This is a genomic window from Sphingomonas lacunae, assembly GCF_012979535.1.
Taxonomy (GTDB): Bacteria; Pseudomonadota; Alphaproteobacteria; order Sphingomonadales; family Sphingomonadaceae; genus Sphingopyxis; species Sphingopyxis lacunae.
This window is the reverse complement of sequence record NZ_CP053015.1, coordinates 888,861-903,225: the sequence shown is the minus strand read 5'-3', so window position 1 is coordinate 903,225 and position 14,365 is coordinate 888,861. Positions and strand designations below refer to the sequence as shown.

The window sequence follows — 14,365 nt, the reverse complement described above, 5'->3', positions numbered from 1 at the left end:
CCCGCTCAGTCGAAAAGGCTCGACACGCTGCTTTCGTCGGCAATGCGCTTGATCGCCTCACCCAGCAGGGGAGCGATGGTCAGGGTGCGGATGCGGCTGGATGCGGCGACTTCTGGCGTCGGCTGGATCGAATCGGTGATCACCAGTTCGGACAGCTGCGACCCCTCGACCCGGGCAACCGCGCCGCCCGACAGGACGCCATGGGTGCAATAGGCGACGACATCCTCTGCGCCCGCGGCTTTCAGCGCGCCGGCAGCGTTGCACAGCGTGCCGGCCGAATCGACGATATCGTCGATCAGGATGCAGAAACGGCCGGTGACATCGCCGATGATGTTCATCACTTCGGATTCGCCGGCCTTTTCACGCCGCTTGTCGACGATGGCGAGCGGGGCGTTGTCGAGCCGCTTGGCCAGCGCCCGGGCGCGGACCACCCCGCCGACGTCAGGCGAAATGACCATCAGGTTTTTCGAGCCGAAGCGTGCCTGAATGTCCGCGCTCATGACCGGTGCGCCGTAGAGGTTGTCGGTCGGTATGTCGAAAAAGCCCTGGATCTGCCCGGCGTGCAGGTCAACCGCCAGCACGCGGTCAGCGCCGGCGGTGGTGATCAGGTTGGCGACCAGCTTGGCCGAGATGGGCGTGCGCGGTCCCGGCTTGCGATCCTGTCGGGCATAGCCAAAATAGGGGACGACCGCCGTTATGCGCGCGGCCGAGGCCCGGCGCAGCGCATCGGTGATGATCAGCAGTTCCATCAGATTGTCGTTGGCCGGAAAATTGGTCGGCTGGATGATGAAGACATCCTCGCCGCGCACATTTTCGTGAATTTCGACGAACACTTCCTCGTCGGCGAAGCGGCGGACGCTGGCATCGGTCAGCTTCATGTCGAGATAATCGGCAACAGCATTGGCCAACGGCAGGTTGGAATTGCCCGAAATCAGTTTCATGCTGCGCGTCCCCCGCCGATGTCTGGAAGTGACGCCCCCTTAGACAGGGCAGGGCGAACGGGGAAGGGGGTTTGTGTCACCTGCTTGACCCAACCCCCCTTTGCCCCCGCCATATTGCGGTTTCAGGCCAGCCCGTAGGCCATGCGTTCGAGTGTGCCCGCCGCGGCCAGCGCCCCGGCATCGCCAAAGGGCATATGCTGGGAGAGGAAAACGCCAATCACATCCTGGACCGGATCGATCCAGTAATAGCTGTTGAAAATCCCTGCCCAGGCAAGGCTGCCGGCGCTTCGTCCATTGGGCCCCGGTTCAGGATTGATCAGGAAGGCGAGGCTCCATCCGCACTCCATGCCGGGGAAGGGATCATAGGGTGGCGCCAGTTCGGGCATGGTGCTGCCCATCCGTCCGGCGGGGAAGCCGCTGATTTGGTTGCGGCACAACTCGGCCACGGTGTCCGGTTTGATGATGGTCACCCCGTCCAGCGTGCCGGCGTTCGCCACCATGCGCAGGAAGCGCATATAGTCGGCACCGGTCGAGGACAGGCCGCCACCGCCGCTGTTGAATTCCCCCCCACCCAGACTCATAGGCACCTGGATCAGGCTGCCGTCGGGTGCGCGGGCGTGGATGGCGGCCATGCGCGGTTCCGCTCCGGCGACGGCGCGGAATGCCGTGTCGGTCATGCCGAGCGGCCCGGTGACATGCGCCTCGAGATAATCGCCCAGGGTCATGCCGCTCACCGCCTCGACGGCGAGGCCGACCCAGTCGGTATTGACGCCATATTCCCAACGTTCGCCGGGATCGAAGATCAGCGGGGTGGTGATCGCCGCCTTGCTGCCGGGCGCGGGCATGACGCCCTGGCGCGCGCGCAATTGATCCATGCTGATGAAATCATAGCCGAGACCGCTGGTATGGGTGAGCAGATGGCGCAGGGTCACCGGACGGGCGGCGGGACGCAGGTGCGGCACGCCCGCTTCGTCAAATCCGGCAATGACCTGCGGATCGGCGAGATCGGGCAGGACATCGCCGATCGGGCCGTCGAGGCTGAGTCGGCCTTGCTCAACCAGTTGCATCGCCGCGACGCTGGCAATCGCCTTGGTCATCGAGGCGATCTGGAACAGATGGTCCTCGCGCATCGCCTCGCCGGTCGCCGTGTTGCTGGCTCCCGTGGCGGTGCTGAACCGCGTGCCGTCCCTGCCTCCAATCAGGCCGACGGCCCCGGCCAGTCCGGCAGCCGCCACGGCGTCCGCAAAAATCCGTGCATCCATCCTCTCTCTCCCCTTTTGTCTCTCTGTCTGTCTAGCGCCAGCCCGCCGCCTTGACCGCCGCCATCCGGTCGCGTGCCACGGGCACGGCCAAGCCGTTGCTCAGCATCAATGTGGCGCCGCGACCCTCCCGTTTCAGCGCGGTGACGGCCTCGCTTGCGACCCACCAGCTGCGGTGCACCTGCACGCCGCTCTCGACCGGCAACAGTGCCACCGCATCGCGCAGTCGCATCAGGAACAATTCTTCGCGGTCTGGCGCATAGGCGCGCAAATAATGATCCTCCGCCTTGAGCGCGAGCAGCGGGCCAAAGCCGGGTGGCAGTGGCAGGGCTGGTGAGGGCTCCGCCGCCGCCGGTACAGCTGATGTCGCTTCGGTGGCGGTGAGGGACGGTGAGGCAATATTGGCCGGTGCGGTATCGGCAGAGGAGGGGGGCTGGCCGGTTTCGATTCCGGTTGCCGCCTCTATTGCCGGCTGGCGCATCAGCAAGGTCATGGCGCCATGGATAACCAGCCCGACCACCCAGACCTGGAGGTAAAAGGCCAGGAACTGCGGCTGGTAAATCGCCGCCAGCGGGTCAATGCGCATGAACAGGCCCGCGACGATGAAGCTCATCGGCATGGCAGCGATCGTCAGTGCCAACAGCAGGGCGATCCAATAGGGCACCGCGGTTGTTTCCGCCAGCCAGCTGGCAACGGCTCCCAATGCCCGGAAAATCGGATAGCCGGCCAGGATCATCATGATCCACAACAGCACGCGCGGCACGAGTGGAATGTCAAATGTTCCGAACGGACCGATAATGCCGAACAGCAGGCCGGTGGCGATCATCAGGAATGTTTCGATGGCGATACGGCGGCCCATGGTGCGCACTGTGTCGGCCGCTTCGCGTTTCGTCAATTGGCGTCCGGGCCGCGCTGGCGAACTTTTCCGCCACTTTCACGAAGGGGCACTTGCCCGTCAATGGCCGGGCGGCAGGGTCGGTGTATCAGATCAACCGGCCTTCGTGCCCCTACCCAATGGACCCGAACCATGACCGTTATCTCCTCGTCAGGCCACACAGGCACCGCCACGCCGACCAAGAGCAGGATCTGGCCCAACATCATCGGCACGCTGGCGGCGATGATGGTGCTTGTGCCGCTCGCCTTCTGGCTGAGGCCCGAACAGGGGACGACCTATCAGACCCCTGCCTGGGCCGTGTATATCCACCTCGCCACCGTCCTTCCCGCAGTGCCGCTCGGCGCATGGGTGTTGTGGAGCCGCAAGGGGACACCTGCCCACAAGGCCGCAGGCCGGATATGGGCGCTGATGATGGTCATCACCGCCATCGACAGTTTCTGGATCAGGGGGATGACCGGCAGCATTGGGCCGATCCACATCTTTTCGGTCATCACGCTGGTGTCGATCCCCAGGGGCATATGGCTGGCGCGCAAGGGCGATATCGAAGGCCATATCGCCTGCATGCGCGGTGTCTATATCGGCCTGATCATCGCCGGTGCCTTTGCCCTGATGCCGGGCCGGTTGCTGTTCACCAGTCTGTCCGGTTGATCTCTCTCAGGTTGAAAAGGCTGCCGGCAGGGCTAAACCAGCCGGCATGACCCAATCTTCCAGCGGCGCCCCCGCCGACACGCTCACCATCGTCCTTGCCCAGCTGAACCATGCGGTGGGCGATGTCGCCGGCAATGCCGATGCTGTCCGTGCGCTCCGGCAACGCCACACCGGTGCGGACCTGATCCTCGTGCCGGAATTGCAACTGGTCGGTTATCCTCCCGAAGACCTGGTCCTGAAACCGGCGCTGGCCGAACGGGCTGAGGCCGAATTGCAGCGCCTTGCGGCGGAAACAGGGGATGGTGGCCCGGCGGTGCTGGTGGGCACGGTCCACCGCTGTGAGGGGCGGCTTTACAATGCCGTCGCGCTGATTGACGCCGGTGCCGTCACCGGCATGGCAATCAAGCATGAGCTGCCCAATTATGGCACCTTTGACGAGCTGCGCCTCTTCTCGCCCGGCCCCTTGCCCGAACCGCTGCTGTTCCGGGGGGTGCGGATCGGCGTTCCGATCTGCGAGGATGTCTGGTTCCCCACCGTTTGTGCCGCGCTCAAGGCGGCCGGTGCCGAAATTTTGCTGTCGCCCAACGGCAGCCCCTACGAGATTGACAAGGATGAACTGCGCGCAAGCAAGATCATCGGACAGCGTGTCGCCGAAACCGGCCTGCCGCTTGCCTATCTCAACCGCGTCGGCGGTCAGGATGAGCTGGTGTTCGATGGCTGTTCCTTCGTCATCAACGGTGATGGCACGATGGTTCACCGACTGACCGATTGGCGCGAGGAAGAACGCGTCACGCACTGGACGCGTGGCGCCGAAGGATGCTGGTCATGCGCTCCGGGAGAATTGGCCGACTGGCTGGACCATCCGGGGGATATTTATGCCGCGATGGTGCTTTCGCTGAGGGATTATGTCGAGCGCAACCGCTTTCCCGGCGTCGTGCTTGGCATGTCGGGCGGGATTGATTCGGCGATCTGCGCGGCGATTGCGGCAGATGCGCTGGGTCCGGACCGGGTCTGGTGCGTTATGCTGCCATCGCGTTTCACCAGCCAGCTCAGCCTCGATGATGCTGCCGAATGCGCCCGGCTGATTGGCGCGAAGCATGAAATTATCCCTATTGTCCCGGCGGTTGAGGCCTTTGACCAAATGTTGGCCGGCACCTTTGCTGACCAGGACGTCGACATCACCGAAGAAAATGTCCAGTCGCGTATCCGTGGTGTGACACTGATGGCGATCAGCAACAAGTTTGGGCCGATGTTGCTGACCACCGGCAACAAGAGCGAGATGAGCGTCGGCTATGCGACCATCTATGGCGACATGGCTGGTGGCTACAATCCGCTGAAGGATGCCTACAAGACCACGGTCTTCCGTCTCGCCGAATGGCGCAATGCCAATCTGCCGTCCATCGCCCTGGGCCGGCCAGGCCGGGTCATCCCCCAGAGCATCATAACCAAACCGCCAAGTGCGGAACTGCGCCCTGACCAGAAGGATTCGGACAGCCTGCCCGAGTATGATGTGCTCGACGATATACTCCTGGGGCTGGTCGAACAGGAATTGTCGGTGGATGATGTGGTGGCGCGTGGCCATGACCGGGCGACAGTCGCGCGGATCGAACGGTTGCTGTACATCGCCGAATATAAGCGCCGGCAGGCCCCGCCGGGCGTGAAACTGGGCAGCCGCAATTTCGGCCGCGACCGGCGCTATCCCATCACCCATGGTTTCCGTTCGGCATAACCCCGGCGCGGTGTCCCGCCGGGCGGTTTCATCCGGCGCGCAGGGGAACCGCAGGCCCGCTGCCCGGCGTCGGCGCAGGCTGACGCAGGGCCTTGGCCCGATAGAGCGCGCGGTCGGCGGACGCTATCAGTTCTTCGGCGGTTGAGCCGCCCTCGGGCCATTCCGCCATCCCGACACTGGCGGCAATGTTGATCTGGCGGGAACCGACGCTGAATGGCCGTGCCAAGGCGGCCAGGACGGTTTCGACATGGCGCTGGACCGGCAGGCTGCTGGTTCCCGGCACCAACAGCGCGAATTCGTCGCCGCCGAGCCGCGCGATCATCGCATCATGGCCGCAGCTTTCGACCATGCGTTCGGCGACCTGCCGCAACAGATCGTCTCCGGTGGCATGGCCATGGTCGTCGTTGACCGGCTTGAACCCGTCGAGATCGATCAGAGCCACAGCCGTTGGCCGGTCGGGCGTGGATTGGTCGATGGCCAGTGCCAACTGTTCATACAGGGCGCGCCGGTTGGCGATGCCGGTCAACGGGTCGGTGATCGCCTGTTGCCGCATCTGGCGCTGTAACAGCAGTATGTCGATCAACTGGTTGTTCTGCTGCACGATCAGCCGGAGCAGGAACAGCGTCGCGGCGACAATGCTGGTGCCAGCGGCCAGATCCATCTGCGTCCCCGACCACAGCATGCAAAGGGTGATCGGCAGCAGCCCGATGGTCAGGTTGCCGACTGCCGCAGACGGGACGGGGGACAGGCAATACGCCACCGACAGGCTGCCCATTGCCATGAACAGCGGGAAATAGCTTCGGTCCTCGGGCAGGGCGAGCACCCAGCTCATCACGCCCCACAGGCTGCACAGCGCACACATGGCCATCGACACAAGCGTCATGGTGCGCATCATCCTGCGCCCCCTGTCGAGACTGATCTCCTCTTGGCGGCGGCGCAGCCACAGCCGCAAGCGGATCACCGACAGGATCAGGATGAACAGCGGGATGGCGAAACGGACGATTGGCGGCACCGGCGCCGAGACAGCGAAGCTGGCGGTCGTTACCAGACACAGCAGCGCCAGATAGAGCAATGGCACCTGATCGCGTACCCGCTGGAACCGCCAGCGGTCGAGCTCGTCCCGGATTTCCTCCGGGACGGATCGCCACGCAAAGCGCGCTGTTGGGCACCTGAGGCCGGATGCAAGCGCAGCCACCATAGGCAGGGGTTTAGGGCTGGCAGGGTAAAGGCGGTGTTAAACAGCTGTGGCAACGATTAAAAAGTTTGGCTCCATGGCGATCTGCCACCCCTGTCGATTTGCATGCTCGTCGTCGGTGCAAAATCGGTTATAGGCCGCGGCATGAACCCGATCCTGCCTGTCACCACCCGCTTTGCGCCGTCGCCCACTGGCCTTTTGCATGTCGGCAATCTGCGGCAGGTGATCCATAATTGGTTGTTTGCCCGCGCGCACGGCGGCCGTTTCCTGCTGCGCATTGATGATACTGATCCTGCCCGCAGCGAGGAGCGCTTTGTCGATGCGATCCGCGCTGACCTGGCCTGGCTGGGCATCACGCCTGATGGCGAGGAGCGCCAGTCGGAACGGTTCGCCCTGTATGAAGCCGCCTTTGAACGGCTGCGTGATGAGGGCCATATCTATCCCTGCTACGAAAGCGCCGAGGAACTCGACATTCGTCGCAAGGTCCTGCTTTCGAGGGGCTTGCCGCCGGTTTACGAGCGAACGTCGCTGGCCCTGACCGAGGCCGAGCGGGTCGACAGGGAGGCACAGGGCATTCGCCCGCACTGGCGCTTCCGGCTTGACCATGACGCGCCGATCATCTGGCAGGACCTCGTCCGTGGTGAACAGCATTTCGACCCCAGATTGCTCTCTGATCCCGTCATCCGCCGTGCCGACGGTTCATGGCTCTATATGCTTCCATCGGCGATTGATGACGCTGATATGGGTATTTCCCACGTCATCCGGGGGGAAGACCATGTGTCCAACACGGCGACGCAGATACAGATGTTCACCGCCATGGGCGCACCGGTTCCGGCCTTTGCCCACACCGCCCTGTTGACCGGCAGTGAAGGCAAATTGTCCAAGCGGCTCGGTTCATTGGGTATCGCGCATTTTCGTGACTCCGGCATTGAACCGGCGGCGCTGATCGCCAAGCTCGCCCGGTTGGGTACCGCCGATCCGGTCGAGCCCTTCGTTGATCCGGCACCGCTGATTGCCTCGTTCGATTTCGGCCGTTTCGGTCGTGCGCCTGCCCGTTTCGATGAGGCGGAACTGGCTCAACTCAATGCCCGAATCATCCATCAGCTGCCGTTTGAGGCGGTGGCCGACCGGCTGCCGGCCGGTATGGACAAGGCGGCGTGGGAAGCGATCCGGCCCAATCTGGAAACAGTGGCCGGTGCCGCCGACTGGTGGAGCATCGTTACCGGCGCCGCGCCTGACCTTGCCGCCGAAGCTGCGCTGGGTGACGATGATCGCGCCTATCTGGCGCAAGCGGCGGCTGTGGCGGCGACGCTCGACTGGACGGCAGACCCCTGGCACGGGCTGACCGGTGCTCTCAAGGAAGCAACAGGTCGCAAGGGCAAGGCCCTGTTCCTGCCGTTGCGGCTCGCGCTGACCGGACGCGCGCATGGGCCTGACATGGCGGCGTTGCTGCCACTGATCGGCGAGCAGCAGGCCATTGCCCGGCTTGCCGCCGCCGCTGAATAGGCCGCGACGATCAACTTTTCCCGCGTCACAGCTGCCGGCCGAGGCCTGTCCATGAAGCGCATTGACAGATATGGTATGTTGTAACATACTTCAACATGCCGCTAGGGAAAGCTGGGCAATATCTGCCATCCCGTGCGCGGCGTGGATGAAGGAGAGTTGCCATGGCCTTGCCCCTGATGCTCCTGACCGCCGGCTTGCACCGGTCGCGCCAGCCCTCGATTGTCGATGCCTCAACCGGTTACCGGCCCACGGGGCGTCATGAAACTGCGGCCGCCACGCTGACCGCACTGATTACCGGCGGCGTCGGCCTGGGGCTTGTGTCCGCGCTGGTCATGCCACAGGTGGACAAGGTCCTGCCCGATCCCTTTGAGGGCTGGTCGGTACCGACCAAGCCGACCGAGTCCGATCCGCCTCCGCCCCAGGCCGATCCCAGAACCCCGGCGCCCGAAAGCCGGATCACCACGGTGCCCACGAAGCTGCCGCCCGTTACCGGCGAGTCTCCTGTGGTTCCTGTCAGCGAACCTGACCTCACGCCCATCACGCCCGTCACCGGACAGGCGGAAACCGGACCGGTCGCCGACCCTCTCCCGCCGCATGTGCCGGTCTGGCGCGAGGCCACGCGCCATCCGCGCTTTCTTGACCGGTTTCAGCCGCCCTATCCCTCCGCCATGCAGCGCGAAGGGATTGAGGGCAGTTGCCCGGTCAGCGTGACGATCAATGCGGGCGGTCGCGTGACCGAAGTGCGTGATGCGGGGTGCACCGATCCCGCCTTTTTCCGCGCCACCGAACGACATGCGCTGAGCCAGTGGCGCTTTGTGCCGGCAACGCGTGATGGCACGCCGACCGAGACCAGCCAGACGCTGACCGTCCGTTTCCGGATCAGTGCCGACCGTTAGGGGGAGTGCGCACGGGATGTTGCTCTGGCTGCCCTGAAGGTGACCGGAGCCGCATCCTGTCACACTTGCCTCTCGCCAACCGCTTGCGAGCGGCCTAGCCTGCCTCGCCATGAACGACGACCCGACCACCAGCCTGCCGCCCTTCACCTGGACGCCAGATCCCGCCAGCGGCATCAGCCAGCGTTTCATCGACGCCAACGGCCAGACATTTGAACTCGCCGAATGCGGCGATCCCGTTTCGCCGCGCCTTGCCCTGTGCCTGCATGGATTTCCCGAACTCAATTACAGCTGGCGGGCGCAAATGCCGCTGCTCGCAGCGCGCGGCTGGCGGGTGTGGGCGCCCAACATGCGCGGCTATGGTGCCTCGTCAAAGCCCCAGGGCTGGATCAACTATCGTGTTGACACTCTGGTCGAGGATGTCGCCGCGCTGATCGACACGAGCGGTGCCCAGGAGGTGATGCTGATCGCCCATGACTGGGGTGCGATCATTGCCTGGCACTTTGCCATCCGCCGTCTGCGGCCGCTTACCCGGCTGGTGATCATGAATGTCCCGCACCCGATGTGCGCGCAGCGGGAGATCAGGCACTGGCATCAGCTCAAGAAGAGCTGGTACATGTTCTTTTTCCAGATCCCCGGTTTGCCCGAATGGTCGCTGACGCGCGATGGTGCCGCCGCGATCAGGCGTATCTTTGTCAACGACGCGCTCAACAAGCAGAATTTCACCCCGGACGTGCAGCAAGTCTATGCCGATGCTGCGCTGCGTCCCGGCGCGATGACCGCGATGCTCAACTATTATCGCGCCCTGTTTCGCACGCCCGATGGGCGCGATGCTGGCGACGGGATGGTCGATGTGCCGACGCTGATGCTGTGGGGCGACAATGATGTCGCGCTCGATGTTCGTTGCACCCATGGCACCGACCAGTGGGTGCCGGCCCTCGAACTGCACCTGTTGCCCGGCGTGTCCCACTGGGTGCAGCAGGATGCACCGGTTGAAGTCAACCGGCTGCTTGCCGACTGGCTCGACCGCAACGGCGGATAGCTCTCGCCAACCGCTGCCGGTGGGACTATCTGGACAGCATGAAATTCTTGCCAAGCATGAAGATGATCGACCGGGAAGAGGTCACCGCCGGGGTGAATCCGTTCCGGGACATATGGGACTATATGCGCCAGGATCGCCCGCACCGCTGGCCGGCGCTGGGCCTCGCCATCACCATTCCGCTGGTCATCCTCTGGTTCATCGCTGACAGTTTCAGCAGCATTGATGCGCCCAAGCGGACGATCATCTATGTCGAAAGCTGGAGCGCCGACCGGTCGCCTTTTGACATTCGCCGCGACTGGTTGTTGCGTGCCCGGTCCGCCAACGAGGCCAATCAGCAACGGCGCAACGCAGCCGGCGCCTTGGCGGAGGCGATTGGCCAGGATTTCGACCAGGCCAAGGCTGACCGCGAATTTGCCGAAGCCCATGCCCAGATCGACAAGGCCCTGGCCGACCTTGACCATGCCGAACGCAATGGCCTGCCCCTGCCGCCGCTGCCCACGGCTGAACAGCCTGCCGGCCCCGCTGCCGCCGCCGCACCGGCCAAGCGCTGATGCCGGACAGGTGCGACACGCGCTGGATGTCTGCGGCGATCAGCCTTGCAGCGCGCGGCGAAGGGCTGACCCGTCCCAACCCCAATGTCGGTTGCCTGATTGTTACCGACGGCAGGGTGGTTGGGCGCGGATGGACCCAGGCCGGTGGCCGCCCCCATGCCGAAGCGATGGCGCTGGCCGGGGCGGGCGACAGCGCGCGCGGGGCCACCGCTTATGTGACCCTCGAACCCTGTGCCCATGCCAGCACCCGTGGCCCGGCCTGCGCTGACTCGCTGATCGCCGCCGGACTGGCCAGGGTGGTGGTTGCCACCACCGATCCTGATCCGCGCACCAACGGCGAAGGAATCGCCCGACTGCGCGCCGCTGGCATCCGGGTCGATTGCGGCGTCGGGGAAGTGGCGGCGCGGGCGGCCATGCCCGGCTGGTGGTCGCGCGTCACGCGGACTCGCCCCTTTGTCACGCTGAAGCTGGCAACCAGCCTCGATGGGGCCATCGCCATGGCGTCGGGCGAAAGCCGTTGGATTACCGCTGACCGTGCCCGCGCCCATGCCCATCTGCTCCGCGCCCGCTGTGACGCCATCCTCGTGGGTCGAGGCACTTTCGACGCGGATCGGCCAGCGCTCGATGTCCGGCTCCCCGGGCTTGAATTTCGCTCGCCCGTCCGTTTTGTCCTGACCTCGTCACCCTTGCCCGCCAGTGCCAGCGGCTGGACCAGTCTCGCCCGTCCCGACGCGATAAAAGATCATGCTACCGTCCAGCATCTGTTGGTTGAGGGTGGGGCAGGAACGGCGGCCGCCTTCCTCGCCGGCGGGCTGGTCGACCGGCTGATCCTCTATCGCGCGCCCATCCTCATCGGCGGCGGGCGCCCCTGCCTCGGCGACATTGGCCTCGCCAGCCTTTCCGACGCGCATGGGCAGTGGCAACTTGCCGGCGCACGCCAGTTCGGCCCTGACCGCGTCGAGATATATCAACGCGACGGCTAACTGCTCCCGTTCGTCCTGAGCTTGTCGAAGGACTGTCCTTTCTCTAACCGCACGATCAAGCTCCTATTCGAAAGCGTCAAACCATGTTCACCGGCATCGTCACCGACATCGGCACCATCCGCAGCAGCGAGCAGCGCGGCGACATTCGCCTCGTCATTGGCTGTGGCTATGCGATGGACAGGGTCGCCATCGGTGCCAGCATCGCCTGTTCGGGCGTCTGCCTGACGGTGGTGGAAAAGGGCGCGGACTGGTTCGCGGTCGATGCCAGCGGCGAAACCCTGTCCAAAACCGCGAGCGGCATGTGGGCGACCGGGCGCCGCCTCAACCTTGAACGTGCGCTCAAGGTGGGGGATGAACTGGGCGGCCACATCGTCACCGGCCATGTCGATGGCGTTGGACAGGTCGTGTCGATCAGTGAGGAAGGCGGCTCGCACCATGTCGTCATCAGCATCAGCCGCGACCTGGCCCCCTTTGTTGCAACCAAGGGCTCGATCACTGTCGATGGCGTCTCGCTGACGGTCAATGCAGTCGAGGATGGGGCCGACGATTGCCGCTTCCACCTCAACATCATCCCGCACACATGGGATGTAACCACCTTCGCCGATCTGGCCGAAGGACAGGCGGTCAATATCGAAATCGACACACTGGCCCGCTATCTCCAGCGGATGCGGGATGTGCTGGGGAACTGATCAGCGATCTGGCCGATCAGGCACCATTTCCCGCTTTCCTGCATTGGCTACTGCATGAAACACGCTGGTCATGCAGACAGTGTCGTTCCCCCCGCTTCATCGCACCGCCCGCTTGCCCGACGGCCGACTCCCTTGTTTTCGGCACATCAAGTGAGGGCACACGCGCGCACACTGAAACCCGCAGCTAGCCGTTTTTGCCCCGCGCTGGAGTGTCAACCAGTGCCAACCAACTGACAAGTGACTTTACAATCGGGCGCTCAATTTTCTGGCGCTCAATGTGATCACGGACTTGCCGATCACATTTCAGTGTGATAGCGGATTGCCATGAGCACCAACATCATCGATCGTGTCCGCGTCCTCGTCGAGGAAGGCAGCATCACCAAATCCGGCCTCGCCCGTGCGGCTGGCCTCCACGCCAACACCTTGCGCGATCTTGATTCGCCTGAGTGGAATCCGACGGCGGAGACGCTGCGCAAGCTCGAGGATTGGCTGGCCTATGGCTCCGACGGCTCGCCGATGGCGACTGCCGAGGAAATCATCGACGAGGCGCGCAACGGCCGCATGTACATCCTTGTCGACGATGAGGACCGGGAAAATGAGGGCGATCTCGTCATTCCCGCACAGATGGCGACGCCCGCCGCCATCAATTTCATGGCCACCCATGGTCGCGGCCTCGTCTGCCTGACGCTGACCCGCAGCCGCGTCGAAGCGCTTGGCCTCGACCTGATGAGTCGCGCCAATGGCACGCGGCACGAAACCGCCTTCACCGTGTCAATCGAAGCGCGCGAAGGGGTGACCACCGGCATTTCCGCTGCCGACCGCGCCCGCACCATCGCGGTCGCCATCGACAGTTCGCGTGGTCGCGATGACATTGTCACGCCGGGCCATGTTTTTCCGCTGATTGCGCGCGACGGCGGCGTCCTCGTCCGCGCCGGCCATACCGAAGCCTCGGTCGATATCAGTCGTCTTGCCGGGCTCAATCCGTCGGGCGTGATCTGCGAGATCATGAATGACGACGGCACCATGGCCCGGCTCGACGACCTGATCCCCTTTGCCCGCAAGCATGGGCTGAAAATCGGAACCATTGCCGATCTCATCGCCTATCGTCATCGCAACGACAGCCTTGTCGAATGCGTCAATGATGAGCCGTTCCAGTCGGATTATGGCGGCGACTGGCGGATGAAAAGCTATCGCAACAAGGTTGATGGTTCGATCAGCCTGGTCCTGCAAAAGGGCGCGGTCGATTCCAATGGCGTCACGCTGGTGCGGATGCATGCCATGTCCCCTTTCCATGATCTGCTCGGCGCACCCGGCCCGCGCAAGCGCCGTCTGCAACGCTCGATGGAAGCCATTGGCGCCGAGGGCTCGGGTCTGATCGTTGTCCTCATGCCGCCGCTGCCTGGCTCCGACGCCGCAGCCGCGCTGGCCGCGGGTGCCAGCCCGCCGGGCAGCATGGACTTGCGCGCCTATGGTATTGGTGCGCAGATTCTGGCAGACCTTGGCGTGCACAAGATGGAGCTTCTGACGCCGACCCACACCAACCTCGTCGGCCTTGAAGGCTATGGCCTCGAAGTCGTCGCCGAACGCAACATTCCCGGAGAAGCGGCATAATGGCTCATATCCTCATCGTCGAAGCCCGCTTTTACGACCATCTCAACGACATGCTGCTCGCCGGTGCCCGCCGCGCTATCGAGTCCGCAGGGCATACGCATGAGACGCTGACTGTCCCGGGTGCGCTCGAAGTGCCTGGCGCCATTGCTCTGGCCGCCGCCACCCATGACTATGACGCCTATGTCGCCATCGGCGTGGTCATTCGCGGCGAAACCTATCATTTCGAGATTGTCGCCGGCGAAAGCGCCCGGGCGATCATGGCCCTGACCCTTGACGGCCTTGCCATCGGCAATGGCATTCTCACCACCGAGAATGAGGAGCAGGCTATCCGCCGCGCCGATCCGGAGCAACTGGACAAGGGCGGCGGCGCCGCAGAGGCAGCGCTTGCCATGCTGAAGCTGCGCCAACGGTTCGACGCCTGAG

Annotated in this window: 14 protein-coding genes; 10 read left to right on the top strand and 4 right to left on the bottom strand. The window is 64.2% G+C overall.

Going from position 1 to position 14,365, the window contains the following annotated elements; genetic code table 11:
- Window positions 1-5: 5 nt before the first annotated feature.
- From GV829_RS04160 to GV829_RS04150, 3 genes are all read right to left on the bottom strand, one after another.
- A complete protein-coding gene (locus GV829_RS04160; RefSeq protein WP_169944105.1) occupies window positions 6-941 on the bottom strand; it encodes a ribose-phosphate pyrophosphokinase in 936 nt (311 codons plus the stop codon).
- A gap of 122 nt (window positions 942-1,063) precedes the next feature.
- Entirely contained in the window at window positions 1,064-2,203 is a 1,140-nt protein-coding gene (locus GV829_RS04155; protein WP_169944103.1) for a serine hydrolase domain-containing protein, read from the bottom strand.
- A 31-nt stretch (window positions 2,204-2,234) separates the two neighbouring features.
- Window positions 2,235-3,059 carry a LytTR family DNA-binding domain-containing protein gene (locus GV829_RS04150; protein ID WP_169944101.1) on the bottom strand — a complete coding sequence of 275 codons (825 nt, stop codon included), beginning with the start codon at window positions 3,057-3,059 and terminating at the stop codon, window positions 2,235-2,237.
- 168 nt (window positions 3,060-3,227) lie between these two features.
- On the opposite strand from GV829_RS04150, the gene GV829_RS04145 reads away from it, so the two are divergent.
- Together GV829_RS04145 and GV829_RS04140 are read left to right on the top strand one after the other, a co-directional pair.
- Window positions 3,228-3,743 carry a DUF2306 domain-containing protein gene (locus GV829_RS04145; RefSeq protein WP_212612150.1) on the top strand — a complete coding sequence of 172 codons (516 nt, stop codon included), beginning with the start codon at window positions 3,228-3,230 and terminating at the stop codon, window positions 3,741-3,743.
- Between the two features lie 46 nt (window positions 3,744-3,789).
- Entirely contained in the window at window positions 3,790-5,472 is a 1,683-nt protein-coding gene (locus GV829_RS04140) for an NAD+ synthase (protein WP_169944099.1), read from the top strand.
- Window positions 5,473-5,500: 28 nt separating this feature from the next.
- Here the strand turns inward: GV829_RS04140 and GV829_RS04135 are convergent, their stop codons facing one another.
- On the bottom strand, window positions 5,501-6,670 hold the full coding sequence (locus GV829_RS04135) for a GGDEF domain-containing protein (protein ID WP_169944097.1): 1,170 nt from the start codon (window positions 6,668-6,670) through the stop codon (window positions 5,501-5,503).
- Between the two features lie 153 nt (window positions 6,671-6,823).
- Between GV829_RS04135 and gltX the strand changes: the two genes are divergently transcribed.
- The 8 genes from gltX to ribH all read left to right on the top strand — a co-directional run bounded on the left by gltX (window position 6,824) and on the right by ribH (window position 14,364).
- The gene (gene gltX / locus GV829_RS04130) at window positions 6,824-8,173 is read left to right on the top strand and encodes a glutamate--tRNA ligase (RefSeq protein ID WP_169947947.1); all 1,350 of its coding nucleotides are present in this window, start codon (window positions 6,824-6,826) and stop codon (window positions 8,171-8,173) included.
- Between the two features lie 161 nt (window positions 8,174-8,334).
- Window positions 8,335-9,069 carry an energy transducer TonB gene (locus GV829_RS04125; protein WP_169944094.1) on the top strand — a complete coding sequence of 245 codons (735 nt, stop codon included), beginning with the start codon at window positions 8,335-8,337 and terminating at the stop codon, window positions 9,067-9,069.
- A gap of 109 nt (window positions 9,070-9,178) precedes the next feature.
- Window positions 9,179-10,108 carry an alpha/beta fold hydrolase gene (locus GV829_RS04120; RefSeq protein WP_169944092.1) on the top strand — a complete coding sequence of 310 codons (930 nt, stop codon included), beginning with the start codon at window positions 9,179-9,181 and terminating at the stop codon, window positions 10,106-10,108.
- A 38-nt stretch (window positions 10,109-10,146) separates the two neighbouring features.
- Entirely contained in the window at window positions 10,147-10,659 is a 513-nt protein-coding gene (locus GV829_RS04115; protein ID WP_169944090.1) for a hypothetical protein, read from the top strand.
- On the top strand, window positions 10,659-11,642 hold the full coding sequence (ribD, locus tag GV829_RS04110) for a bifunctional diaminohydroxyphosphoribosylaminopyrimidine deaminase/5-amino-6-(5-phosphoribosylamino)uracil reductase RibD (protein WP_246203029.1): 984 nt from the start codon (window positions 10,659-10,661) through the stop codon (window positions 11,640-11,642). Before GV829_RS04115 ends, ribD begins: the two co-directional genes overlap by 1 nt.
- Before the next feature lie 83 nt (window positions 11,643-11,725).
- Window positions 11,726-12,331, top strand: a complete 606-nt coding sequence (locus tag GV829_RS04105; protein ID WP_169944088.1) for a riboflavin synthase — start codon at window positions 11,726-11,728, stop codon at window positions 12,329-12,331.
- 324 nt (window positions 12,332-12,655) lie between these two features.
- Window positions 12,656-13,942 (top strand): 3,4-dihydroxy-2-butanone-4-phosphate synthase, encoded by a 1,287-nt coding sequence (ribB, locus tag GV829_RS04100; RefSeq protein WP_169944086.1) that lies wholly within the window; start codon window positions 12,656-12,658, stop codon window positions 13,940-13,942.
- A complete protein-coding gene (ribH, locus tag GV829_RS04095; protein ID WP_169944084.1) occupies window positions 13,942-14,364 on the top strand; it encodes a 6,7-dimethyl-8-ribityllumazine synthase in 423 nt (140 codons plus the stop codon). The genes ribB and ribH overlap by 1 nt, the downstream gene beginning before the upstream one ends.
- Window position 14,365 lies beyond the last annotated feature (1 nt).

Bases quoted from the DNA above. Each gene is read 5' to 3' on its own strand.
- GV829_RS04160 (WP_169944105.1), bottom strand. From the start codon at position 941: ATGAAACTGATTTCGGGCAATTCCAACCTGCCGTTGGCCAATGCTGTT.
- GV829_RS04155 (WP_169944103.1), bottom strand. From the start codon at position 2,203: ATGGATGCACGGATTTTTGCGGACGCCGTGGCGGCTGCCGGACTGGCC.
- GV829_RS04150 (WP_169944101.1), bottom strand. From the start codon at position 3,059: ATGGGCCGCCGTATCGCCATCGAAACATTCCTGATGATCGCCACCGGC.
- GV829_RS04145 (WP_212612150.1), top strand. From the start codon at position 3,228: ATGACCGTTATCTCCTCGTCAGGCCACACAGGCACCGCCACGCCGACC.
- GV829_RS04140 (WP_169944099.1), top strand. From the start codon at position 3,790: ATGACCCAATCTTCCAGCGGCGCCCCCGCCGACACGCTCACCATCGTC.
- GV829_RS04135 (WP_169944097.1), bottom strand. From the start codon at position 6,670: ATGGTGGCTGCGCTTGCATCCGGCCTCAGGTGCCCAACAGCGCGCTTT.
- GV829_RS04125 (WP_169944094.1), top strand. From the start codon at position 8,335: ATGGCCTTGCCCCTGATGCTCCTGACCGCCGGCTTGCACCGGTCGCGC.
- GV829_RS04120 (WP_169944092.1), top strand. From the start codon at position 9,179: ATGAACGACGACCCGACCACCAGCCTGCCGCCCTTCACCTGGACGCCA.
- GV829_RS04115 (WP_169944090.1), top strand. From the start codon at position 10,147: ATGAAATTCTTGCCAAGCATGAAGATGATCGACCGGGAAGAGGTCACC.
- ribD (WP_246203029.1), top strand. From the start codon at position 10,659: ATGCCGGACAGGTGCGACACGCGCTGGATGTCTGCGGCGATCAGCCTT.
- GV829_RS04105 (WP_169944088.1), top strand. From the start codon at position 11,726: ATGTTCACCGGCATCGTCACCGACATCGGCACCATCCGCAGCAGCGAG.
- ribB (WP_169944086.1), top strand. From the start codon at position 12,656: ATGAGCACCAACATCATCGATCGTGTCCGCGTCCTCGTCGAGGAAGGC.
- ribH (WP_169944084.1), top strand. From the start codon at position 13,942: ATGGCTCATATCCTCATCGTCGAAGCCCGCTTTTACGACCATCTCAAC.